18 protein-coding genes and 2 riboswitches are annotated in these 22,233 nt (G+C 47.6%); of the genes, 9 read left to right on the top strand and 9 right to left on the bottom strand.

All coding sequences use genetic code 11. From position 1 onward, the window contains the following. Positions 1 to 21: 21 nt before the first annotated feature. The gene (locus HFE01_RS24115; RefSeq protein ID WP_107735149.1) at positions 22 to 1,278 is read right to left on the bottom strand and encodes a DUF445 domain-containing protein; all 1,257 of its coding nucleotides are present in this window, start codon (positions 1,276 to 1,278) and stop codon (positions 22 to 24) included. Between the two features lie 632 nt (positions 1,279 to 1,910). Here HFE01_RS24115 and HFE01_RS24110 point away from each other — a divergent pair. From HFE01_RS24110 to HFE01_RS24100, 3 genes are all read left to right on the top strand, one after another. Further along, complete coding sequence (locus tag HFE01_RS24110) at positions 1,911 to 2,792, top strand: AraC family transcriptional regulator (protein ID WP_107735148.1); 882 nt, start codon at positions 1,911 to 1,913, stop codon at positions 2,790 to 2,792. A gap of 50 nt (positions 2,793 to 2,842) precedes the next feature. Next, positions 2,843 to 2,923, top strand: a riboswitch (cyclic di-GMP riboswitch). Positions 2,924 to 3,158: 235 nt separating this feature from the next. Further along, positions 3,159 to 6,707, top strand: a complete 3,549-nt coding sequence (locus tag HFE01_RS24105) for an LPXTG cell wall anchor domain-containing protein (RefSeq protein WP_167438724.1) — start codon at positions 3,159 to 3,161, stop codon at positions 6,705 to 6,707. Positions 6,708 to 6,818: 111 nt separating this feature from the next. Beyond that, positions 6,819 to 7,484, top strand: coding sequence for a class D sortase (locus HFE01_RS24100; RefSeq protein ID WP_090891396.1), 666 nt, complete (start codon positions 6,819 to 6,821; stop codon positions 7,482 to 7,484). A gap of 89 nt (positions 7,485 to 7,573) precedes the next feature. On the opposite strand, the gene HFE01_RS24095 is transcribed toward HFE01_RS24100, so the two are convergent. Next, positions 7,574 to 8,041, bottom strand: coding sequence for a cupin domain-containing protein (locus HFE01_RS24095; RefSeq protein WP_016818857.1), 468 nt, complete (start codon positions 8,039 to 8,041; stop codon positions 7,574 to 7,576). Positions 8,042 to 8,369: 328 nt separating this feature from the next. Between HFE01_RS24095 and HFE01_RS24090 the strand changes: the two genes are divergently transcribed. From HFE01_RS24090 to HFE01_RS24075, 4 genes are all read left to right on the top strand, one after another. Further along, entirely contained in the window at positions 8,370 to 9,107 is a 738-nt protein-coding gene (locus tag HFE01_RS24090) for an amino acid ABC transporter ATP-binding protein (protein ID WP_274597397.1), read from the top strand. A gap of 42 nt (positions 9,108 to 9,149) precedes the next feature. Then, positions 9,150 to 9,980 (top strand): transporter substrate-binding domain-containing protein, encoded by an 831-nt coding sequence (locus tag HFE01_RS24085; RefSeq protein ID WP_016818859.1) that lies wholly within the window; start codon positions 9,150 to 9,152, stop codon positions 9,978 to 9,980. A 70-nt stretch (positions 9,981 to 10,050) separates the two neighbouring features. Then, positions 10,051 to 10,710, top strand: a complete 660-nt coding sequence (locus HFE01_RS24080; protein WP_016818860.1) for an amino acid ABC transporter permease — start codon at positions 10,051 to 10,053, stop codon at positions 10,708 to 10,710. A 14-nt stretch (positions 10,711 to 10,724) separates the two neighbouring features. Beyond that, positions 10,725 to 11,375 (top strand): amino acid ABC transporter permease, encoded by a 651-nt coding sequence (locus HFE01_RS24075; RefSeq protein WP_016818861.1) that lies wholly within the window; start codon positions 10,725 to 10,727, stop codon positions 11,373 to 11,375. 27 nt (positions 11,376 to 11,402) lie between these two features. Here HFE01_RS24075 and HFE01_RS24070 read toward each other — a convergent pair whose 3' ends face one another. The 7 genes from HFE01_RS24070 to HFE01_RS24040 form a co-directional block, all read right to left on the bottom strand. Further along, positions 11,403 to 12,329: a LysR family transcriptional regulator gene (locus tag HFE01_RS24070; RefSeq protein WP_243208247.1), complete on the bottom strand. Its 927-nt coding sequence runs from the start codon at positions 12,327 to 12,329 to the stop codon at positions 11,403 to 11,405. Positions 12,330 to 12,404: 75 nt separating this feature from the next. After that, entirely contained in the window at positions 12,405 to 14,225 is a 1,821-nt protein-coding gene (gene opp4A, locus HFE01_RS24065) for an oligopeptide ABC transporter substrate-binding protein (RefSeq protein WP_167438726.1), read from the bottom strand. A 43-nt stretch (positions 14,226 to 14,268) separates the two neighbouring features. After that, on the bottom strand, positions 14,269 to 15,168 hold the full coding sequence (locus HFE01_RS24060; RefSeq protein ID WP_397364040.1) for an ABC transporter permease: 900 nt from the start codon (positions 15,166 to 15,168) through the stop codon (positions 14,269 to 14,271). Positions 15,169 to 15,205: 37 nt separating this feature from the next. Beyond that, positions 15,206 to 16,174, bottom strand: coding sequence for an oligopeptide ABC transporter permease (gene opp4B, locus HFE01_RS24055; protein WP_167438728.1), 969 nt, complete (start codon positions 16,172 to 16,174; stop codon positions 15,206 to 15,208). Positions 16,175 to 16,188: 14 nt separating this feature from the next. Beyond that, positions 16,189 to 17,115 (bottom strand): ABC transporter ATP-binding protein, encoded by a 927-nt coding sequence (locus HFE01_RS24050; protein ID WP_016818866.1) that lies wholly within the window; start codon positions 17,113 to 17,115, stop codon positions 16,189 to 16,191. Continuing rightward, positions 17,093 to 18,124: an ABC transporter ATP-binding protein gene (locus tag HFE01_RS24045; RefSeq protein WP_167438729.1), complete on the bottom strand. Its 1,032-nt coding sequence runs from the start codon at positions 18,122 to 18,124 to the stop codon at positions 17,093 to 17,095. The genes HFE01_RS24050 and HFE01_RS24045 overlap by 23 nt, the downstream gene beginning before the upstream one ends. A gap of 332 nt (positions 18,125 to 18,456) precedes the next feature. Continuing rightward, entirely contained in the window at positions 18,457 to 20,061 is a 1,605-nt protein-coding gene (locus HFE01_RS24040) for a DUF6359 domain-containing protein (RefSeq protein ID WP_167438730.1), read from the bottom strand. A gap of 214 nt (positions 20,062 to 20,275) precedes the next feature. Then, positions 20,276 to 20,390, top strand: a riboswitch (glycine riboswitch). Between the two features lie 211 nt (positions 20,391 to 20,601). Between HFE01_RS24040 and sdaAB the strand changes: the two genes are divergently transcribed. Together sdaAB and sdaAA are read left to right on the top strand one after the other, a co-directional pair. After that, positions 20,602 to 21,291 (top strand): L-serine ammonia-lyase, iron-sulfur-dependent subunit beta, encoded by a 690-nt coding sequence (sdaAB, locus tag HFE01_RS24035; RefSeq protein ID WP_107735140.1) that lies wholly within the window; start codon positions 20,602 to 20,604, stop codon positions 21,289 to 21,291. Then, on the top strand, positions 21,281 to 22,180 hold the full coding sequence (gene sdaAA / locus HFE01_RS24030; protein WP_016818870.1) for an L-serine ammonia-lyase, iron-sulfur-dependent, subunit alpha: 900 nt from the start codon (positions 21,281 to 21,283) through the stop codon (positions 22,178 to 22,180). Before sdaAB ends, sdaAA begins: the two co-directional genes overlap by 11 nt. Positions 22,181 to 22,233: the final 53 nt, after the last annotated feature.

Here is a 22,233-nt window from a genome sequence, read left to right as displayed (position 1 = left end):
TTATCTGTAGCTTTTTCTGTATTATTGGATTAGCATACGGATACCTGTCAGTACAATACCGATCAGGAAGCCTGTTACTGCGCCGTTAATACGTATCCACTGCAAATCCTGTCCCAGTTTGTCCTCCATCAGTGCAATCAGGGATTTGTTGTCCATTTTGTCTACATTTTCGCGCACCAGGTTACCAATCCGGCTATGATTGGCTTCCACGAGACTAGTAATTCCTTCCACGATTCGTGCATTAATTTTGTCCAGCAATTCGGTATTCCCTCTTAAATCAGCCAGCATCCGATCCAGTAACGGTAAAATGTAGGTCGGCACATAGTCTTCGTCTTCCATATAGTTCAATAAGCGGGTACGAAGCTCTTCCATTTTACCGAGCACGGACGCTTCGCCTTCCCAAGCTTCAATCAGGCTATCCTTCCAGCCGTTCAGCCCTTCCTGAACCGTCTCCTTCGTTGCCAATCGGGTCACCTGTGTTCTCAGACCGTCGATCACTGCCAGACGGCGCGGATGCTCTTCCCTTTGCAGCTCCGCTACCTGATCCAGCAGGAAATGACGAATCATTTCACCCATGCGCTCTTCGTTCAGATAGCCGAGGAAGGCGTTCAAGGCAAATTGCATCAGCCCGCTCACCTGCAAACCACTGACAGCCTGCATCCCTAAGGTGCCAAGTGTATAGCCTGTTTCCGGTCGCAAAAGCCAGGATTCCGCCTGCTCCAGCGTGTAATCCAGTGCGCGAATATCATAGCCCTTCTCACTGGATTGGCGGGCAAGCGCCTCCAGTAGTGGTCCGGCATCGATGTCCGTCACCTGTCGCTTGATCTCAGCCACGATAATCGGAGCCAATTCCGCGAGCGGGAGCGACTGGACGAGTCGCTTGGCGAGCACATCTATCGATGCTGCCGCTTCTGGTGTACGCAATCCTTTTTCCACACCGTCCAGCATCAGCTCCGCCAAACGAATGTCCGCGATTTTAGAAGCAATGCTGTCTTTGTTCAGCAAGTTATTTTCCACCGTATTCACCAATGCATTCGTGAGCTTGTCCCTATTTTTGGGGAGAAGCGCCGTATGTGGTATCGGGATGCCTAGCGGATGACGGAACAATGCTGTGACAGCGAACCAGTCTGCCAGTCCCCCTACAAGTCCTGCCTCAAAGGCTCCGGCTAACAAACGAGCCCACCCATATTGCTGGAAGGGCACCGTGGCTGCAAAGCCTGCCCCTAGAATAACGAGCGACCAAGCCGCTGCGGTTTTCGTATTTTTGGGTTTTTCCATTCTGTAATCCTCCAAACTAACTATCGAGTAAGTTAAGCACTTATACATGTATTACCCATCATATCATTGCCTGTATAATTTCCAAAGTTGAGAGCGTTTTAATTCAACACATAAGAACATTTTTTGCGTAATTTTTTATGCATATATCTCTCTTTTTTACATTCATGTTCGTGAACCAAATCACAACACTGGGTCCAAAATCTCATTTTCAATAATAAGCCTTACGAACCATTTTATCAGAACCAAGTCCTAAATTTCTTAAACCGAAAGGAGAAGTGAATGGAAAAGTTGAATGGGCATGTAAGATATTTTTTTCAGCCCTATTCTATATTTGACCCCAGAAAGGATTTGAATCCATGATGACCTCAGAATTCTTTCAACAATATTCGACCTTTTATACGGATGACCAAGTTGAATATCCATAAGAAGCGAGGCTTCTATAAAACTAACACACTTAATTTGATATATAGACATATTTAATGTTATAAAGTGCAAATTTTGATATTAGACATATTTAATGTGATAAAATAAACTTTTATTAAATAGTAAATCATGTTTAATCAGCCATTATATATTGGTAAAACAAACCAAGATAAGCTAGATAAAATTGCTTTTTTGTAAAGGAATTGAATATGACAACAGACCAAAAAAACATCGAGGGCCTCTGGAACGGCGAACCTGTCGTAATTGTGCGCACCCCCTCCGCTTTTGCCAAGCAATCCCTTTTATATATTCAGGAATTAGGATATTTCCAAAAAACCTCTGATTTTACAATAGAAAGGAAAGAACTCACCTCCTTTTTGCTTGTTTTTACGCTGTCTGGTAAGGGAGAGTTACTGTACCAGGACAAGAAATATATTTTAAAGCCTCATGATTTGTTTTTTGTTAGTTGCGAGGAATATGTACAATACAGCACCTCCGGTGATGAAGCCTGGAAGTTTATCAGCTTATACCTGTACGGCAACCTGATCGAGCATTTTTACGAACAATTTGCCAAGCATAATAAACCGGTAATATCCGTGCACAATCCGTCTATTATATTGGACAAGCTGCATGCTCTAATCTGCGGACAGTCTGATCGGAGCCTTTCCGGCGAGCTGCTAACGTCCAGACTCATTGGTGAGATACTGACGTACATTTTGCAGCATCCTTATGATCAGCGGCATGTAAATGCTGGAACGCTCAGCGAAGTACGTCGGGTGCAGCAGTACTTGGACCAGTCCTATTGTGAACGAATTACGCTAGACTCACTGGCAGACATGTTCAACCTAAACAAATTTAATCTTGCTAAAAATTTCAAAAAACAGATTGGATTTTCTCCAATTGATTATCTCATTAATGTCCGGATCACAGCCGCTCAGGGATGGCTTAAAACCAGTGACATATCCATTGTGGATATCGCAAGGTACGTTGGGATTCCCAATACAAGCCATTTTATCAACCTATTCAAGGAACATGTAGGGGAAACACCTCATTCCTTCCGTAAAAAATGGGGAAACCGCTCCAAACTGTAAATAGGAGGTCTCATGTACTCCGTTTGATAGACGATAGACGAACAAGCTATTCAAGCTAATGGCAAAGCTGTCGAAAGACAGTGACGCAAAACTATAGGGCCTTCCTACTCGGATGGCAGCCAGTTACCAGGTGAACGAGCTTTTTATTATGCCTTTTTACATAGCTCCATCACAAAATTGCTATACCTCTCTCGAAGAAAAAACCTTGATCACTATGATCAAGGTTTTTTTCTGTTGGGGTAGTCATGTCAACCTAGCATGCTGAATATACTAATTTCGAACTAGGAGGAGGGAAGGAAAACAATATAACACAACATAACCGCCGGAGCTTGCCATATTACGATGAATAGGAGAATCACTTGGAGCATGGGAACCAAAATAAATGTCATGATTATTGCCTTATTGCTCATTGTCCAAAGCTTTTTCAGCACCACACTGGCTTACGCAGATCCTCCTGCCCCTGAACTGCCGCACAGTGCTGTATCCGATCCTACAACCGTTACGGATGCTGTATATGCGGTCCCAAACCCTGAACCCCCTAAGGAGGTTCCGCCAAACACTGTCCCTTCCGTGCAAGGAGCAGCTCATTCAAAGTCTCAAAAGGAAGCAGCTCCCCAGAGTATACTAACGAAGTTGAGTCTAACGGACGAAGCCGGACGTGTCATTGATGCGGTATATAATCCAGGTAGTACGTTCGACATTGGATCAGCCATCCAACTTGGCTATGAATGGGAGCTTCCTGACGATACTTATAAAGCAGGGGATACCTTCACCTTTCACTTACCAGAACAGTTTGTCATCTACACTGATATCTCATCTCCGCTAGTGACTACAGACGGGACCGTGGGGTTCTTTACAGTAGATCGTCAGGGTAAGGTCATCATGACCTTTAACCAATATGTAGAGAACCATTCCCATGTCAGCGGCAAACTGCAAATTAAAACCGAATTCACAAAAGAAACGGTGAAAGGCAGCACAGAAGTCATCATTGCGATTCCAATTAAAGGCGGGGTTCAAACGGTCATCGTAAATGTGAAACCCCAGTCAGGGCCAACCTTAAGCAAGCAAGGAAAAATAAATGGCACCCACCAGATCGACTGGGCCATTGATGTGAACAAACAGCTAAACACCGTTAAACACGCCCTCATTACCGATCCAACTCCTTCAGGACTGGAACTCGTGAGAGGCTCTATCCGACTCTATCATCTGCAAGTCAATATCGATGGCACGACCGTTGTCAAAGACCTAGTGAATGCGAGTAAATACGCCATTGAATCGGATCAAGCCGGGACCGGATTTGCAATTCGTTTTCAAGATGCTAGCATTAGCACTGCCTATCAGATCCAATACTCCACCCGCATTACTGGCAACGAAACTCGCTTTTCCAACACAGCGACGCTTTCAGGAGATGCGATAGATAACGTTGCTGCCACCGCTACAGTTCAGGTGGAGCGTGGTGAATTTTTGTCCAAAAAAGTTGAAAAGTATGATCATGCCACACAAACACTCTCGTGGGCCATAAGATATAACTTTGGCGAGACAAAAATCCCCGAAGCCAAAGCCCTTTTAATTGATCATTTCAACAAAACTCAAAAATTGCTGCCCGGTTCTTTGAAAGTATTTAAGGGAAATACACTGGAGGAGCTTCCATCGTGGGCGTACACCGTCATCCCGGTTGACTATCCCGACCGTAACGGCTTCAAACTTCAATTCAACTTCGACGTAGATTCAGCCTATACCATCCGATATCAGACCCAGGCTAGAGGCCGCGTCTATGAAGATGAAAAAATTACAAACATCATCACCACAGATGGAACCCAGAAGATCATATCGACGGAAATCACAAGCGGAGTTATGACTAAAATGTATGACACGCCCAATTACAACACGAAAGTCATACCTTGGGTGATCACCATTAATACAGACTCATACACCATGAAAAATATTGTCATTAAGGATGTGTTCCCTAATGGGGGCCTCACCTTGTTGCCCGACACCCTGAAAATTCAAAGTGTTGACGGTACAGCGGAACTACTCGCACCCATGGATTATGAGCTAGTTCCACGATCAGCGGACTATAAACAAGGGTTTACACTTATTTTTCATAAAACGATTCAGAAAGCTTATACGATCAAATATTCAACTCTCTACAACAATGATTGGAAAACAGATACGACGAAGCCCGAATTTCGCAACAAATCCTTTATAGATTATCAATATGAAAATGGTGAAACATCATCGCATGAGGTGGAATGCCCGATCTGGCCGGACTTTATGACACAACGGAACGGGGCCAAGCAAGGAAGCTATGATGCGAGCTCCAAACTCATTACCTGGGATATTAAAGCCAACTATAATCGCAAGATCCTGAATCATGCGGAAGTGAGAGATGTCTTATTGCAAGGTCAGAGGTTACTGCCTGGCTCCGTAAAAGTATACGATATGACCTTGCTGGGATGGTGGGATGGCGTACAAAAAGGGGCTGAAATCCCGGCAGATCAATATACAATTATTCCTCCCACTAAACAAAATAGTAATGAATTGCGTATCCAGTTCAAGAAGTCGATACAGACTCCGTACTGGATTACCTTTCAAACTTCATTGGAAGGAGAATTGATTGAAAAGGAAATTCATAATCGCGCTCTTCTACTGGATGGACAAAAAACCGTCTCCGATTGGGCAGCCCAAGTTACGGTACCTCATGGCGGGGAATATGTGTCTAAGGCCGGCGCACAAAATGGAAATAAGATCGACTGGAGCATTCGTATCAATGAAGGACAATCACATGTGTCCAACGCTAAAATAGTCGATCAGCCTAGCAACAACCAAATCTTAATTGAAGATTCCTTTCATTTATACTCTGCAATCATGGCTGCCAATGGAAATACCACCAAGGGCACCGAATTAATCAAAAACCGAGATTACTGGCTTCACATCAAGACAGACACTCAGGGCCAGCAAACTTTTGAGCTTACTTTTGCCAAGGATATTTCCACTGCTTTTATTCTTGAATATCAATCGTTCATTCATGCTGAGGATAAAGCTAAGGTGAGCAACAAGGTTGCTTTTGCAGGAGATCGTTTGACGACAGAACTGCGGGAAACCAGTCAGGAAATCATCGTACGAACATCTTCCGGCTCCGGTTCTGGTGGGGGCGTAACCGAAACCCTTGAGCTGACCAAGGTAGATCAGGATGCTCCCGACAGAGTACTGCCTGGCGCACGATTTGCGCTCTATGATAAGGGACAAAAAAGAACACCGCTTATACAAACGACCAATGCGGAAGGCAAAATCATCTTTTCCTCCTTGCTTCATGACGATTACATTTTGGAAGAATTGGCAGCACCGGAGGGGTATGAAATAACAGAGGGTAAACTTGAGATCAGAATAGACGCAGCACTCCAACAAAGCTCTGGCATAAAGAGGGTTGTAATCACCAATCGTAAAGAAAAGAAAAACGAACCCGAAACACCTGTAAACCCGGGCACACCTACCCACCCAGAGCCGTCTCCCCCAGCGGGAGGCTCCGGAAAAAAACATGATAAAGATCCCGAGGTGCCCGTGACACCATCTATAACCGTTCCTCCGTCACTGCCAAGGCCTTCGGAGGACATTGTCCCTCCACGGGAGGAACCCGCACCCACACCGCCGCCAGCAGCCCGGGAGGAACCCAAAGCACTGCCTGAACCACCAGCCGTCACGCCTCATCAAGATCCGTCTCCTCCAGTGGAGCCGAACGACGAGCCCAAACCTAAAATCCGTCTCCATGAGCCGGAGAAAGTGCCAGAGGAGCCACCTGCGGTGCATCAGTTGCCCCAAACAGGAGAAAGTAGCCCCGTTCCGTTTTATTTGGCAGGCATTGCCATGATTATATGCGGCGTATTTTTGAAATTTAGACGGACAAACCAAAAATAAATGCAATCTACCTGCCCTGATCTTCCGTCTCATTCCCGAGTGGAATGAGACGGAAATGGGGCATTTTTTTCAAAGTATGTATCATCCGTACATTGCTTAGGGGAGATGAGATTGCTGAATCTGCGTAAACTTTCCTATCTGTTTATTGGGTTGGGCTTACTCTTTATTTTGTTTCCTAAAGCGACCGAATGGAATGAGGATCGAGAACAACACAAGCTGTTACAAGCAGCGGAGTTATCTCTAGAAAAAAGCAATTCGGTATTGCCTTCTAGTCTTGCAGACAGCTATGCTCACCTGCCCACTCGGGTTGCGGAAGCTCCGGTTAGTGAGGCACGGCAACATACCTTTCCATCCCCCGCTCCCAATGCCAGCGTTAATGAACAAACTCCCATAGCCACTATTAGCATAAGTCGTATTGCTTTAAAGCTCCCTGTGTTGGAAGGCGCGACGAGGAAAAATATGAAATATGCGGCAGTACATATGCCGGAAACGGGAAAGCTGGGACAAGTGGGGAATGCTGCTATTGCTGCTCATCGAGCCCGTACTCCCGGACGTTTATTTAATCGTCTTCATGAACTGAAGATTGGAGATAAAATTGTTGTTAACGCTCAAGGTAGCCAGTATATGTATAAAGTTTACAGCATAAAGGTAGTCGATCCAATGGACGTGTCTGTTCTGAAAAGCTTCAAAAACCATAAGCTGCTCACGCTAATTACATGCGACCCTCTCGTGAATCCCACCCATCGTCTCATTGTTCAAGCCAAGCTAAGCACCTAAACCTAGCTAAATCGCCCATTCCTATGGATAAAATAAATCAGGCGGGCTATTCCTGCTCGTTTACAGAAATACACCCGCCATAGTTCACATCATGCTTCAGTTGAATTCTTGGCAATCAGCTTAAAATCATCAAAGTGGAATCCTGGTGCAACAACACAGGTTACCAGCACAGGCTCATCCCCCAGCGGACGTGCCGTTTGCCATACTGTTCCTGGTACGAGTGCTTGTGGATGTTGTCCTGCCTCCACATCTGCACCAACGATAATTACCGTTTCTTCGCCAGGTTCTTCTCCGCTTCCACCCAATTTTAGCTCTATAGGACTTCCGCTATGGTATAGCCACAGCTCATCAGAATGGACCACATGCCACTCGGAGAACTCACCCGGATGCAGCAAGAAATACGTAGACGAAGCTGCAAAGCGCGGACCGGAATACACATCCGGCAGTACAGGCTTCGGAATTTGAAAATTGGCCTTCCACATCTCTTTGTACCAGCCGCCTTCTGGATGGGGCTCCATGCCCAATGCCGTGACTAGCGGTGAAATAGCTTTCGTCATTGTCTATCCTTCCTTTACCCTAAATTCCTTCTCCCCTACTGTAAAACATAGCGCTGCTTTTGTCACGTTTCTCCCTCTGCATGTCGAAGATCAATAAACTATGTCAAATTTAATGACATTAAATTGTGGATACATACTCATTTTCATCATATAAATAACATTAAACTAGTAAAAATACATTCAAAAACATATTTAACGTAAAGTTTATTGACATAAAATCTTGTTTTTTATTGTAAGCTTATAGTATCATGAGAGAAATTTTGAAATTCTAATAGAGCTTAATCATGTCAGTCGTCTACTAAGCGATGTATTCAAGTCAAAAAAAGGGGTGAGCTCTCTGATCCAATTTCGCAATGTCAACAAGCATTACGGTCACTTTCATGTACTTAAAGACATCAATCTTCAGATTAAGGAGGGCGAGGTCGTTGTCATCATCGGTCCCTCCGGCTCAGGTAAAAGCACCCTGCTTCGCTGCATCAATCGTCTGGAAACGATATCCGATGGGGAGCTAATCGTTAACGATGTCCCTGTGCATGACAAAAAGATTGATATTAACGCCTTCCGTCGCAATATCGGGATGGTATTCCAACATTTCAATCTGTATCCCCACAAAAAGGTGATTGAGAACATTGTACTGGCACCGATGAAGGTACTGGGCATCCCGAAAGAAGAAGCTATTCAAACAGCCCTCACCTATCTGAAGCGTGTCGGAATCGAGGAAAAGGCACAGAGCTACCCCGCCCAATTGTCCGGTGGACAGCAGCAGCGGGTGGCGATCGCCCGTGGACTCGCGATGAATCCGAAAATTATGCTGTTTGACGAGCCTACTTCAGCCCTGGACCCCGAAACCATCGGAGAGGTGCTGGATGTCATGCGCTCGCTTGCCCATCAGGGCATCACGATGGTCATCGTCACTCATGAAATGGGCTTTGCCCGTGAAGTGGCAGACCGCGTGATTTTTATGGACAAAGGACAGATCCTGGAAGATAGCCAACCTGCTGAGTTTTTTCAGAATCCGGGTGAAGAACGGGCTCGCCTGTTCCTGAGCCGTCTGATTCATCATTAAACAGACTATTAATGGAATAAAAATCGAAAGGGGATCATCTTGATGAGAAAAAGATTTCAGTGGAGTACTTTGGTGCTGGTTGCATTATCCTGTCTGCTCGTCTTGGCAGGCTGTGGAGGCAAGCAAGAAGCAACAACGTCAGGAAATGAGGCAGCAGCTTCCAACGGGCTGGAAGCCATCAAACAGCGTGGCAAGCTGGTCATTGGGGTGAAGTACGATACCAAGTTGTTCGGACTAAAAGACCCGGCTAGCGGGAAGGTCGAGGGCTTTGATATCGACATCGCCAAGGCTGTAGCCAAGCATATTTTTGGTGATGAAACCAAGCTTGAGCTCAAGGAAGTCACGTCCAAAACACGAATCACCTTACTGCAAAATGGGGACATCGACGCTATTATCGCCACGATGACCATTTCGGATGAACGCAAAAAACAGGTCGATTTCAGCGATGTCTACTTTAATGCAGGGCAATCCCTGCTTGTGAAAAAGGGAAGCCCGATCACAGGTCTGGAGTCCCTGACTCCCGATACCAAGGTGCTCGCTGTTAAAGGCTCTACCTCCGCAAAAAATATCCGCGAAAAAGCGCCTAAAGCAACGATTTTAGAGTTCGAAAACTATCAAGATGCCTTCAATGCCCTCAAGGCAGGTAAAGGGCAAGCGCTGACGACCGATAACTCTATTTTGCTTGGCATGCAACAGCAAGATCCGAATTATACCCTAGTAGGCGGGAACTTCACAGAGGAACCTTACGGTATTGCAGTGAAGAAGGGACAAACCGAACTGCTGCAAGCCATTAATGATACGATCAAGGAACTGAAAAGCAATGGTGAATACGATAAGCTGCATGAGCAATGGCTTGGGGTTAAACCCGAATAATATCTTGTGAAGGAGCCGCGATTGCGTGCTCCTTCCTTTCTTAGCTCTGGATAAGGAGGTATACCCGTAGATGCTTACTTTTGATATCAACGTACTTCTCGATCATGGCGACCGTTTTAGAGAGGGCTTGCTTCATACTGTTCAAGCTAGTGTTATTGCCTTGATCGGAAGCTTTATTCTGGGCGCTATCATTGCCATCTTCCGAATTGCACCTTTTAAATGGCTAAACTGGATCGGTACTGTCTATGTAGAGGTCATCCGCAATATTCCATTGCTGATTGTCGTACTGTTTTTTTATCTCGGTCTTCCCACTTTGGGCATCCCCTTGGATGGCTTTGTATCTGGAACGCTTGGATTGACTGTGTACACAGCCTCTTTCATTGCAGAAGCTATACGTGCCGGCATTCAATCTGTACCCAAAGGACAATTTGAAGCGGCAAGATCCTCCGGGTTGAATTACAACCAGACGATGATCAGCATTATTTTACCGCAAGCCATCAAAATTGTACTGCCTGCAATCGGCAACCAATTCATCAATCTGGTCAAAAACTCTTCCGTGCTGGCCATTGTGGCCGGACTGGATCTCATGTATTACTCGGATCTCATTAACTCGGATACCTTCCTGCCCATCACAGTCTATGCGATCACGGCACTGCTGTATCTTATATTGACGGTTCCGCTCAGCTTTCTTGTACTCTATATGGAGCGACGCCTGTCCAAAACATCCTAAGGAGGGAAGCCCGTATGGATTTCAGCGGATTGTTTGTATGGCCTAATGTGCGTTTTATACTGGAGGGCTTCCTGCTCACGCTGGAAGTTGCCATTTACTCTATCATATTCAGCTTCGCTCTTGGTATCGTATTCGGCATTCTGCGCTATACCCGCTTACATGTGCTCTCACAGGTTGCAGCCTTTATCATTGATCTGATTCGCAATCTGCCCTTATTGCTCATTATTTTCTTCATCGGCATGGTTTTGCCATCCATCGGATTTTCAATTTCCCTCAAGTGGGCAGCCATCACAGGACTGTCAATCTTCGAGGGAGCCATGATCGCCGAGATTGTGCGCAGTGGTCTGAATTCGGTCCATAAAGGACAGGTGGAAGCCGCACGTTCCTCCGGTCTAAGCTATTCTCAAACCTTATGGCATATCATTCTGCCCCAAGCGCTTCGTCGCATGGTGCCCCCGATTGTCAGCCAGTTCATTTCCCTATTTAAGGATACGTCACTGGCTGTCATTATCAGTTTGCCGGAGCTGACGCATAACATTCAGATCGTCGGTGGACAAAATCAATCCTTTGTCATTCCAGCTCTGCTGTTCGCCGCTTTCCTGTACTTTGCCGTTAATTACAGTATGTCACTGATTGCACGCAGGCTGGAGGTTCGTACACATTAAGGCTTGTGATACTCATCACGGTTGCCATTAGTTGGAGCGCTCTGTCAGCACAGCTTGTATCTTATCTATCAATCGTTTCACTGCTTCTCCCTGGTAACGGTCAGCTCGATAAATCAACTCCAGCTGACCTTGAGGCGCACCACGCAAAATAGGCACCGTGCAAAAATGCGAACGATCCAGTTCGGCCGCAAGGGACTTCGTCTGTAAGGTTACGGCAAGTCCCTCCTGCACCCAGCGCAGGATTGAAGCTATAGAATTGGTTTCCAAGACGGTTGCAAAGGGATACCCGCGATCACGAAAGCATTTCTCAATCAGCTTCCTGCCGGGATGGCATTCTGGCTGCATCGCCCAGGGTACATGCCTCAATTCGTCCAGCATAATGGAAGAACGGTTGGAAAATGCATGGTTTACCGGGACAATAAGACAGTAGTTCTCTGTGCGAAGAGGAAGCCGGACAAGCCTTTCATCTGTACCCGAGTGTAGGGTGATGCCAACATCCACACGGTTATCCAGCAGCTGTTCTGTTACATCAAAGGATGGGCAGATGTGCAAGCTGATTTTAGGAAATGACCGATGAAAATGGGCAAGCATCTTTTGCAAAGGTTCCTCCAGTTCAGGTAATGCGATACCAATCCGTAAACTTCCGCGTTGCTCGGTACGCAGCTCCTCAATGGATGCCTTTGCTTGCTGTAATCCCTTGAGCGCATGGGCACTGTGTTGTAGCAGCAGTTTACCGGCATCTGTCATTTTAATTTTCTTGCCTGCGCGGTCAAAGAGCGTCATGCCCAGTTCCTCCTCCAGCGCCTTAATTTGCAAGCTAAGTGTGGGTTGAGAGATACCGATCTTTTCCGAAGCCTTCGTAAAATGCAGTTCCTCGCATACGGCTATGAAGTATTGAAGCTGACGTATTTCCGTCTTCCTTCTCTCCCTTCGAAAGTCCAAGAATGTTTGCATGAACAGGTCAAAAGAAGCGCGAGATCGGATCATTCCGGTTCGCGCTTCTTCGCAGGTTATTGCGCCTTTTTTAGATTATTGACCTACTTCTGCTTTTTCCGAAGTCAACGTAATATTCGCAAACGCGTCTGCATCGTACTCCTTGCCACGGGTAATATCGTAATTGGCTACCCGATTATTCACTGCCTCCAGCGAATAACGGAATAACGTCGGTACAATGGGCGCCTCCTCGCTCATATACGCCTGCCACTGGTTGTATATATCTTTACGATAATTGTCGTCAAAGGCTTTCACAGACACCCCTTCCTGCAACAGCTTATCATTCTCTTCACTAGTAAAGCGCGAGTAGTTAAAGCTGGCTCCGCGTCCATACAGCCCACTAGGGTCTACATCTGTACCCGTACTCCATGCGCCGCCAAAAATATCAATGCCAGGGTCATCCTTCTGCACACGGTCATAGAAAGAATTGAACTCAAGCAGACGACCGTCCACCAGCTCGACATGAAGCCCGACATCCTTCCAATTTTGCAAATAAAACTTCGCCAGCGATTCAGCTGTCGCATCCCCGCTCATTGCTGCATAATGGAGCACCAGTTCCTTACCTTTAGGGTCCTCACGGTATCCATCTCCATTGGTATCCACATATCCTGCCTCGTCCAGCAGCTTTTTCGCCTTGTCTGGATCATACGCAATGCCCTTCGCATTCACATCATGGTATCCCTTGAAGGCGGGCGGGATCAGGGATGTCGCAGGAGTCCGAAGCCCATGATAGAGCTGCTTGCCAACCTGCTCATTATTCAGCGCGTAGCCAAGGGCCTGACGTAATGACTTGTTCGCCAGCTTGGCGTTCGGGTCCATGATATTCAGACTCTTGGCCTGATCGAATTTACCCAGCTTAAAGCCTACATAGCTATAAGACAATTCCTCCTGACCGAGAAACTGTACATTTTTCGGATTACTGGCCTCATTGTAACGGGTGGTCGGATAGCTGGCCCAGTCGATTTCTCCACTTTTCAACGCCTCGGTAATGACATTCGGATTCACCACCTTCAGATGAAGGCCATCCAACTTGGGCGCACCGCGGAAATAATCTTCATTTTTGACGAATTCTACAGATTCACCTGTGACCATAGATTTAATTTTGAATGGCCCATAGCCAATCGGATGTTTACGGACAGGGTCAGATCCAGCCATATCCTTTACGGGAATGTTCCGGAATACCTTCTTCTCCAGTGGTGTGGACCAAAGTCCCGACTTTACCGAAGGATTAGGTTCCTTAAAATGAATGGTAACCTCTTTCTCATTCAGCACCTTGATGCCAGAAATGGTTTTGGCCTTGCCGGCGTGATAATCTTCCATACCTACAATGTTGGTCATAAAACTATCATAACGTGGACCTTCATAGTCTTTGTGGCCAATCACTTCATAGGAAAAAGCATAGTCCTCTGCCGTTACGGGATTACCATCTGTCCAGTTCAGTTTGGGATCAATTTTGACAGTCACTGCCTTATTGTCTGCGGAAAAGGAAATCGTCGCCGCTCCTTTATCGTCAATATTCAGATTGGAATCAATCGAAAACAGGGAAGGGTAGAAAAACTGGAAGACTTCAAAATCCGGATTTCCATCATAAAATACAGGATTCAGAATACCTTCAAAAGGGGTATCGGACACGAGTGCATAATTGATGATGCCGCCCTTAATCGGGGGGTTATCGTTCTTGACCGCCTTTGCCAGCGCAGTCGCATTCACCTGCTTGCTGTCGGCCCCTGATCCACCTGTACCGTCAGACAATTTTGTACCATTCGAAGCGGAAGGCGAGCCGCTGCATGCAGCCAAAGAAAGCGCCAAAATAGCAGATAGAACAGGCAGAATTCCTTTTTTCCAGCTTTTAACCATTGTAAACCCCTCCTTGTTGTTATCCTTATCCTTGAACTTCGGTTTAACCCAATCGTTGTCTGGCATCCGTGGCACGTTTGAGCGCCTGACCGATAAAGTTAATCGCCAGCATTAGCACCAGTATCAGCAATGAGGCAGGCAACCACATCCACCAGTTGTTCTGCAATACATCCGGGTCATTCGCATAACTCACCAGCGTCCCCAAGCTTGGAGTAGATTCCGGCAAGCCAAAACCGAGATAGGAAAGCCCGGTTTCAATCCCGATATTTCCAGCAAGACTGAGCGTTAGATTAACAATCACAACAGAGCTGAGATTGGGCAGCACACCCAACCAGATGATCTTCCAATTGGGTGTGCCAAGGGTTTTGGAAGCCTGCACGTAGTCCAGTTCCCGCTCCGACAGTACCTTGGCCCGGATCAGGCGCGCTTTTCCAATCCACAAAAAGGCGGTCATAATGAAAATAAAGGACCCTATGCCACTTTTGGGCACAATGCTGACAAATACGATAACCAGCATCAAGAATGGAAGCACCAGAATAAAATCAATGATTCGCATGATGATGTTATCGACCATTCCTCCATAAAACCCAGCCAGTAAGCCCAGCGTCAAGCCAATGGCGGCGGATAACAAAGTAATCGTAAAGCCAATGGTAAAGGAATTGCGGGCCCCAATGACCAGCTGGCCGAATATATCCCTGCCCGCTCGGTCCGTACCCAGCCAGTGCACTGAGCCGGGAGCTTCGCGGATCGCGCCCAAATCGACCGTCGTGACTACATCCTGATTGACAAACAGGACAGAGGCATATATAAAAATCAAGAACAGAGCCACAAATCCAATGGAAATCAAGGCCATTTTGTCACGTACCAGCTCACGACGCAGTACAGACCAACTGGATGGTGATTTACGAATGATTTCCGGCGAGAAGACCTCCTCCACCTGCATAGACACCATAACCCCTCCTTTTCTCTAGACTTGTTCGCTATTCAATTCGAATGCGTGGATCGACCTTGCTCAGGATGACATCAGATAAAAGGGTTCCTAATAGTGCCAAGAAGCCGGAGATCATGACCAGCGCGTTCACGACTGAAAAGTCCCGTTGGGTGATAGACTGAAGAAACAACTGGCCCAATCCCGGATAACCAAAAATAGATTCCAGGAAAATGTTGCCGGCAATCACACCCGTCAGGTCGTAGCCCAAAAAAGCAGCAATGGGTAATAAAGAGTTCTTGAAAATATGACGGGAATAGATCTTCCCTTCGGGTACCCCCTTGGAACGTGCTGTTTTCACAAAATCCTTCAGACGTGTGTCAATGACCTCATTGCGCAAATACTGAATGGAAGCCGTCGTACTGAGCAATGCGCCTGTAACCGCCGGTAGTATGAGATGATACGACTTATTCACGTAATATGACCATGTCCCCGGTTCAACACCTACATCCACACTGCCGCTGGTTGGAAACCAGCCAAGTCTGAATCCAAACACGTACAGCAGCAGCAACGCGAGTATAAACAGAGGTGTTGCAAAGCTGAGATAGGTATACCCCACCACGGTTTTATCCAGCAGACTATGCTGATACCGACCACTGAGTACTCCCAGCGGAATGGCGATCAGATACGTCAGAACCAGAATCACTACACCCAGAAAGAACGTGTTCCCCAAACGACTGCCAATCAAATCGGTAACGCTAATTTTATGTACATAAGATTTGCCCAGATCCCCATGAGCAAGCTGGACAAGCCAGTTCCCATATTGCACCCACACCGGGTCATTGAGTCCCAGTTTTTGCCGCTGTTCTTCCAGTGCAGCCGGATTCAGATTGGGAGTTGAAGTGATGAGCCCTGTCAGGGCATCCCCTGGCATAGCCTTAGCTAGGAAAAATATAAGCACACTCAGTGCAAAAAGTTGAGGGATCATAACCAGCAGCCGGCGCATTGTAAACTTCCACATATTCTTTACCTCCCTTAAGGTAGCGCGACTTGATGGGATGGACTTACTGATTTTAGTGCAAACGGCTTTCCACTCGCATCTAAATGTTTGGGCAGCTCTGACTTGTAAGAGGATAAAAGCTTCTGCCTTTTTCGAGCATTTTCTAGCCGCTTCGCAGGATCAATACTGGGAATGGTGGCAATAAGCCGCTGGGTATACAAATGCTGTGGACGCTCATAAATGTCCTGCTCGCTTCCCTGTTCCACTAGGCGACCTCGGTACATGATGCCGATTTGGTCACACATATGGCGGATAATACCCAGGTCATGACTAATGAACAAATACGTCAATTTGAACTCTCGCTGCACATCCTTCATAAAATTAAGCACCTGTGCCTGCACAGAAACATCAAGCGCCGATACCGGTTCATCAGCAATAATCAGTTTTGGATTTAATGTCAGCGCACGCGCAATCCCGATCCGTTGCCGCTGGCCTCCGGAAAATTCATGCGGATATTTGTAGGCCGCATCAGCGTTCAAGCCGACCTTTTCCAGCAGCATCTGCACTTTTCGCCGCTCTTCCTCATTACTCAGCCTTTCAAAGTTCCGCAGCGGTTCAGCAATGACATCCAATACGCGCTTGCGCGGGTTAAGCGAAGAATAGGGGTCCTGAAAAATCATCTGAATGTCTCTACGCAGCGGATGGCGGTTATTCCGACTCAAAGCCGCAAGGTCCTTTCCATTAAAAAGAATCTGTCCGCTCGTCAGCTTATTCAGGCCGATAATCGTCCTGCCTGTCGTCGTTTTTCCGCAGCCGGATTCTCCCACTAGCCCATATGTTTGGCCTGCCTCTATGCTGATCGACACGCCATCCACTGCCTTTACCTGATCAACAACACGCTGGAAAAAACCACCGCGCACCGGATAATGAACCTTCAAATCATTTAGCTCCAGTAGTGCCATGAGCAGTCTCTCCCTTTGTTTCGTCTTCAAAATGAAAATGCTGGTAACATGTACAGCGGACCCAATGGCCGGGGGAAATTTCTTTTAATTGGGGATGGTCTTCATGCATTCTCTGCTGAATCCAGGGAATACGCGAAGCAAAGCGACAGCTATTGCGAGGAATATCTTGCAATGAGGGAACAATGCCACCAATGACATGCAGCGATTCTCCCTTGGTATGCGATCCCGGCATGGAGGCTAGCAAGGAACGCGTATACGGATGCTGTGGATGCCGGAATAATTCAAAAACATCAGCGCTTTCCACGATTTCTCCGGCATACATGACCACCACACGGTCAGCTACTTCGGCCACAACGCCAAGATCGTGCGTAATCAGAATAATTCCGCTTCCAGTCTCCTGTTGAAGCTGTTTGAGCAAGTCAAGAATTTGCGATTGAATGGTTACATCGAGCGCAGTCGTCGGCTCATCTGCAATAATAAGTGAGGGTCGGCAAGCTATGGCAATCGCGATCATCACACGCTGGCGCATCCCTCCTGAAAGTTCATGTGGATACTGTTCATACACACGTACGGGGTTGGGTATATCCACGCTTTCCAGTAGCTCCAGTACACGTTCCCTTTTTTGCTTCGTAGATAGGGACGTATGATAATCGAGATTTTCCTCGATCTGCTTGCCAATGCTCATTAACGGGTTCAGTGCTGTCAGCGGGTCCTGAAAGATCATGCCAATGCCCACTCCGCGGATTTTATTCATTTGCCCTGAGGAGAGACGGATCAGATCCGTGCCTTTAAAAAGAACCTTTCCTTCGACACGTGTCCGCTCCATGTCATGCAATTGTGGGATGGAAAGCGCCAGCGCGCTTTTGCCACAACCGGATTCTCCGACTACAGCCAGCACTTCATTGGGGTTGACCGTCAGATCCAGATGATCGACTGCCGGGTGGTATTGATCGTTGATACGAAAAGATACGGATAATCCTTTAATCTCCAACACAGGTTCGATATTCAATGCGCGCGCTTCCTCCATTCTCCATGGTCTTGTCCTGCTTATTCTCACCATGTTTGATGTTAAAACCTTCCACAAACATTACATACTGTTTTTGTCGGAATAATTTGAATACATCCTATCACCAGTATATGGATATATCAATTAAGATTATGCTATCAACATCATTTAAAAAATCAATGATCCAGCCGTAGCGCGACCTTCCTGGCACAAAATGTAATAAAATAACCAACCACAGGTTAATTTTCATCACAAAAAAGCCGTTTGATCCCCTACAGAGGACCAAACGGCTAACTAGCATCCAACCACTCACACTGAATTATTTTTTGCGTTTATTACGAAGCCGCTCCATAGGAGCCCGGCTTGAACGTTCTTGGATCGTACCATTTGTAGCCTGCTGCTGGAGCAGACCAAGGCTCCGGTTGCGGTTCTGTGGAAGCCGCAGGCTCTTCAAACGGCAGCAGCTTCGTCGGTTGATCCAGCGTTAAACCTGCCACATCGGATAATTTCGTGTAGTCCTGCTTCCACGCAAGCCATTGAACCGTTTGCACTAGGAAGGTGGCATCGTCTACTTCCTTAAAACCATCATATGTCTTTTTCGACTGTCCGTTTTCCTCACGCGCATATTTCGGAGTAGCATCTTCTACAGGGGAAGAATCACCGATAAATGCTGCCTTGCCTTGACCCACCTTGGAGATCGCAGCATAAGGACCTTCCGCACGGCCTCCGCCGTTATAGACTCCTTGGTCTACTGCATTGCCCCATTTTTTTGTACCTGTCGGGATATAGGCAATTCCTTTGGCTTTGGTAGGATCAATAATAGCCAGCGTAGATCCCGCATGCATGGCAATCGAGCGTACACCCTTGGTAATGCCGAAGGATTGATCTGCGGCTACGATGTCCGTAGCATTTACATCGCCAAGCGCATTGTAACGGAAACGAACACCAAAGTTGGTCGCCAGCCAATCGGAGCTTGTTAATCCTTGCATCGCCGGTGATGCAGCTTCTTCTGCAGTCATGCCTTTGGCCGGATTAGTATAGGCTCCACGACGGTAGCCATTCATAACCTCGGAGGAATCCCAACGGTTTTTGTTACGGTCGGCATTATAATGGTCGGAGATGAAGAAGACACTTCCCCCGTTATTCACATATTGCAGCAGGGCAGCCTGCTCGGATGCCTTAAAGGCCACATTCGCTTCACCGATGATGAACACATCATATTGGCGCAGCTTATCATAGGTTATGGCCTGTTCTCCATAAGTAAAAGGAATAGGGCGGTTCAATTGATTCACAGTAAAGCCTACATTACGTAATCCATTGGCAAAGTCGGAGAAGGCGCCTTCAATGACCCAATCTGCTGCACCAGCCGTCTGTGCGTGCGTATTATCGAACAGCACCTTTTTGCCTTTTCCATCCGGCAGTGTAGTACCGGGTTGACCCGGGTTGCCAGGTTCAGGTTCGCCAGGTTCACCTGGTTCCCCCGGCTCGCTTCCACTCACCAGTTCCACAGCGCTTGGACTTTTTACTCCACCAAAATTATTGTAGGCACCAAGCGTACCTGTCACACGAATTTTGCTGCCGACCAGTTCAGGATGACCTGTTAACCCAAATTGCCCTCTGTACGCAGATGTCAGCTGCACATCCAATAGATTAGACGTGCTACGTTCATTGGCCTGGTCGGCAATCAGTACGTTAAAATCATTCGCAAACGGAGCAGAAAAATTAGCTGTTTTCGATCCGGTAGCATGTCCGACGATGTAGCCTTCCACCGTCACTGTACCTCCACTGCCTTGGCGCTGAAGTGCTTCGTCTACTGTCAATGCTCCCTCTGCCTTGACCTGACCGAATGGAACGAGGATCCCAATCAACAGCGATACGATCGCTGCTAGATGCAGCACCCCTTTCAAGCGTGAACCTGTGAACCGCAAGCCTTTTACCATACGTCAATATCCCTCCTATAATTCCATAAATGTACTTGTCCTCTATCAGATTAGCTGTCAATCTTCTAATTCCTTCCTGATTTCATCCATAATTATGTAAATTTTAATCTTTTTTATCGGAAACTCGCCTGTTTATGTAAAAATTGAAACCTGCGATTGACACCGAGCACGGCATACATTACGCTAAGAAAGATATGTAGAACGGTATACGCGAATGAAGATGACGGGAGAGTCTGTCCAGGGGCTTACACGCTGGCGGCACCGAAGGAGCAAGACGTCAGCACCCGGCTGGCGGATAATCTCTCAGGTCCATGTATCGTCATCTGACGCAACTCTGGAGAGAGCGCAAGCCACCCAAGGGGTAAGGCGGTAAGGACACCGCACGAAACTCTCAGGTAACGAGGACAGAGATAAGGGAAACTTCCTTATCCTGTCCTTTTTTGCGCTCACATTGTACGTCAGCATTAGGAACCGTCATAGCTGCGCACAAACGCGGAAATACCATATACTATGGTACTAGAACATACAGGGGGCCACACCATGCGTTTCAAAGATGTATTTTCCATTATCGGTCCGGCCATGACCGGACCTTCCAGTTCACACACTGCAGGCGCGGTGCGGCTTGCACGCGTTGCCCGTCACTGGCTCGGGATGCAGCCGGACCGTGCCCGCATGACACTGTACGGCTCCTTCGCCGACACCTACAAAGGACACGGTACAGACCTAGCACTCATCGCAGGCCTGCTCAATTACGATACAGACGACCACCGAATTCCAGATGCCGAGCAATGGGCGGCGCAGGCTGGAATGGCCGTGGAGTTTGCCGTCAGCGGACTACCCGCGCCCCATCCAAATACCGTCCGTTTTGAACTGTGGAAGGGTGAGGATCAGCGCACACTGCTGGGCTCCTCCATCGGCGGCGGCAGCATCCATGTCCAGCAGCTCAACGAATTCCGAGTCAACCTGACCGGGGAGCTGGCTACGTTGGTGCTTCTTCACTCGGATAAGCCCGGCACATTAGGTGCGGTGACTTCAGCACTCGGCGCTGCCGACATTAACATTGCCTATATGCATGTGGATCGCAAAGGCCGAGATGGAGAAGCACTTACCGCCATCGAAACGGACAGTCCTCCTACGGCTGAACTGATCGCAAAACTACGATCCTTACCACATATGTACGAAATTAAAATGATTAATTTGAAAAAAGGAGCTGAATCTGATGCGATTTAGCCATCTGCATGAAATCAGCGCCATATGCGCGGAGGAATCCACCACGATTGGCCGCCTGATGATTCAAGAGCAGGTACAAGAGACGAATACAACGGAAGAAGAAATCTTCCGCCAAATGTCTGATTATTATGAAGTCATGAAGGAGGCCGTTCATCGTGGTCAGACGCAAGACACCGTTTCCCGCAGTGGATTAACGGGCGGTGATGGCAAGCGTCTGGCCGAGTATCTGCGGGCAGGAGAAACCTGCTCCGGCGACGCCTCTGCACTCGCCATGGCTTATGCGCTCTCCGTGTCGGAGGTTAATGCGTCCATGGGGCGTATTGTGGCTACGCCCACTGCTGGCTCTTGTGGAGTCATCCCCGGTGTGTTCATTAGTGCGCAGGAGCGGTTCGGCTGGGATGATGAGCATATGGTGCACGGCTTGTTCGCAGCCGGAGCCATTGGCTACGTCATCGCCAACAATTCCTTCATTTCCGGCGCGGAGGGAGGCTGTCAGGCTGAGATTGGCTCAGCCATCGGGATGGCCGCTGGAGCTATGGTCGAGCTACGCGGCGGCACACCTGAGCAGGCCGTTCACGCCGTAGGCCTAGCGCTCAAGAACACGCTCGGTCTGATTTGCGACCCCGTCGCCGGACTCGTCGAGATTCCGTGCATCGTGCGCAACGGGCTGGGAGCCGTGACCGCACTTGCCGCAGCGGATATGGCTTTGGCGGGTGTGCGCAGCGCCATTCCGTCTGACGAAGTCATTGACGTAATGCTTGAAGTCGGCAGCGCGATGCCGTCGAAGCACCGCGAGACCGCCAAAGGCGGCTTGGCCCAGACACCCACTGGCAAGCGTTTGACCGAATCACTGACACGCAACACATCAACCAAGAAGAATAAATCGTAGCTTCTAAGCTTTAAAAAATAAAAGAGCAAGCATATCGTCTCTAGACGTATGCT

Origin of the sequence: Paenibacillus sp. EKM10P, assembly GCF_011800655.1 — a bacterium.
Taxonomy (GTDB): Bacteria; Bacillota; Bacilli; order Paenibacillales; family Paenibacillaceae; genus Paenibacillus; species Paenibacillus polymyxa.
The sequence above is the reverse complement of the archived record's forward strand: the minus strand, read 5'-3'. Positions and strand labels throughout refer to the sequence as shown.

What these genes read in the sequence shown, in the direction of transcription:
- HFE01_RS24115 (WP_107735149.1), bottom strand. Translation starts at nt 1,278, where the DNA reads ATGGAAAAACCCAAAAATACGAAAACCGCAGCGGCTTGGTCGCTCGTT.
- HFE01_RS24110 (WP_107735148.1), top strand. Translation starts at nt 1,911, where the DNA reads ATGACAACAGACCAAAAAAACATCGAGGGCCTCTGGAACGGCGAACCT.
- HFE01_RS24105 (WP_167438724.1), top strand. Translation starts at nt 3,159, where the DNA reads ATGGGAACCAAAATAAATGTCATGATTATTGCCTTATTGCTCATTGTC.
- HFE01_RS24095 (WP_016818857.1), bottom strand. Translation starts at nt 8,041, where the DNA reads ATGACGAAAGCTATTTCACCGCTAGTCACGGCATTGGGCATGGAGCCC.
- HFE01_RS24085 (WP_016818859.1), top strand. Translation starts at nt 9,150, where the DNA reads ATGAGAAAAAGATTTCAGTGGAGTACTTTGGTGCTGGTTGCATTATCC.
- HFE01_RS24080 (WP_016818860.1), top strand. Translation starts at nt 10,051, where the DNA reads ATGCTTACTTTTGATATCAACGTACTTCTCGATCATGGCGACCGTTTT.
- HFE01_RS24075 (WP_016818861.1), top strand. Translation starts at nt 10,725, where the DNA reads ATGGATTTCAGCGGATTGTTTGTATGGCCTAATGTGCGTTTTATACTG.
- HFE01_RS24070 (WP_243208247.1), bottom strand. Translation starts at nt 12,329, where the DNA reads ATGCAAACATTCTTGGACTTTCGAAGGGAGAGAAGGAAGACGGAAATA.
- opp4A (WP_167438726.1), bottom strand. Translation starts at nt 14,225, where the DNA reads ATGGTTAAAAGCTGGAAAAAAGGAATTCTGCCTGTTCTATCTGCTATT.
- HFE01_RS24060 (WP_397364040.1), bottom strand. Translation starts at nt 15,168, where the DNA reads ATGCAGGTGGAGGAGGTCTTCTCGCCGGAAATCATTCGTAAATCACCA.
- opp4B (WP_167438728.1), bottom strand. Translation starts at nt 16,174, where the DNA reads ATGTGGAAGTTTACAATGCGCCGGCTGCTGGTTATGATCCCTCAACTT.
- HFE01_RS24050 (WP_016818866.1), bottom strand. Translation starts at nt 17,115, where the DNA reads ATGGCACTACTGGAGCTAAATGATTTGAAGGTTCATTATCCGGTGCGC.
- HFE01_RS24040 (WP_167438730.1), bottom strand. Translation starts at nt 20,061, where the DNA reads ATGGTAAAAGGCTTGCGGTTCACAGGTTCACGCTTGAAAGGGGTGCTG.
- sdaAB (WP_107735140.1), top strand. Translation starts at nt 20,602, where the DNA reads ATGCGTTTCAAAGATGTATTTTCCATTATCGGTCCGGCCATGACCGGA.
- sdaAA (WP_016818870.1), top strand. Translation starts at nt 21,281, where the DNA reads ATGCGATTTAGCCATCTGCATGAAATCAGCGCCATATGCGCGGAGGAA.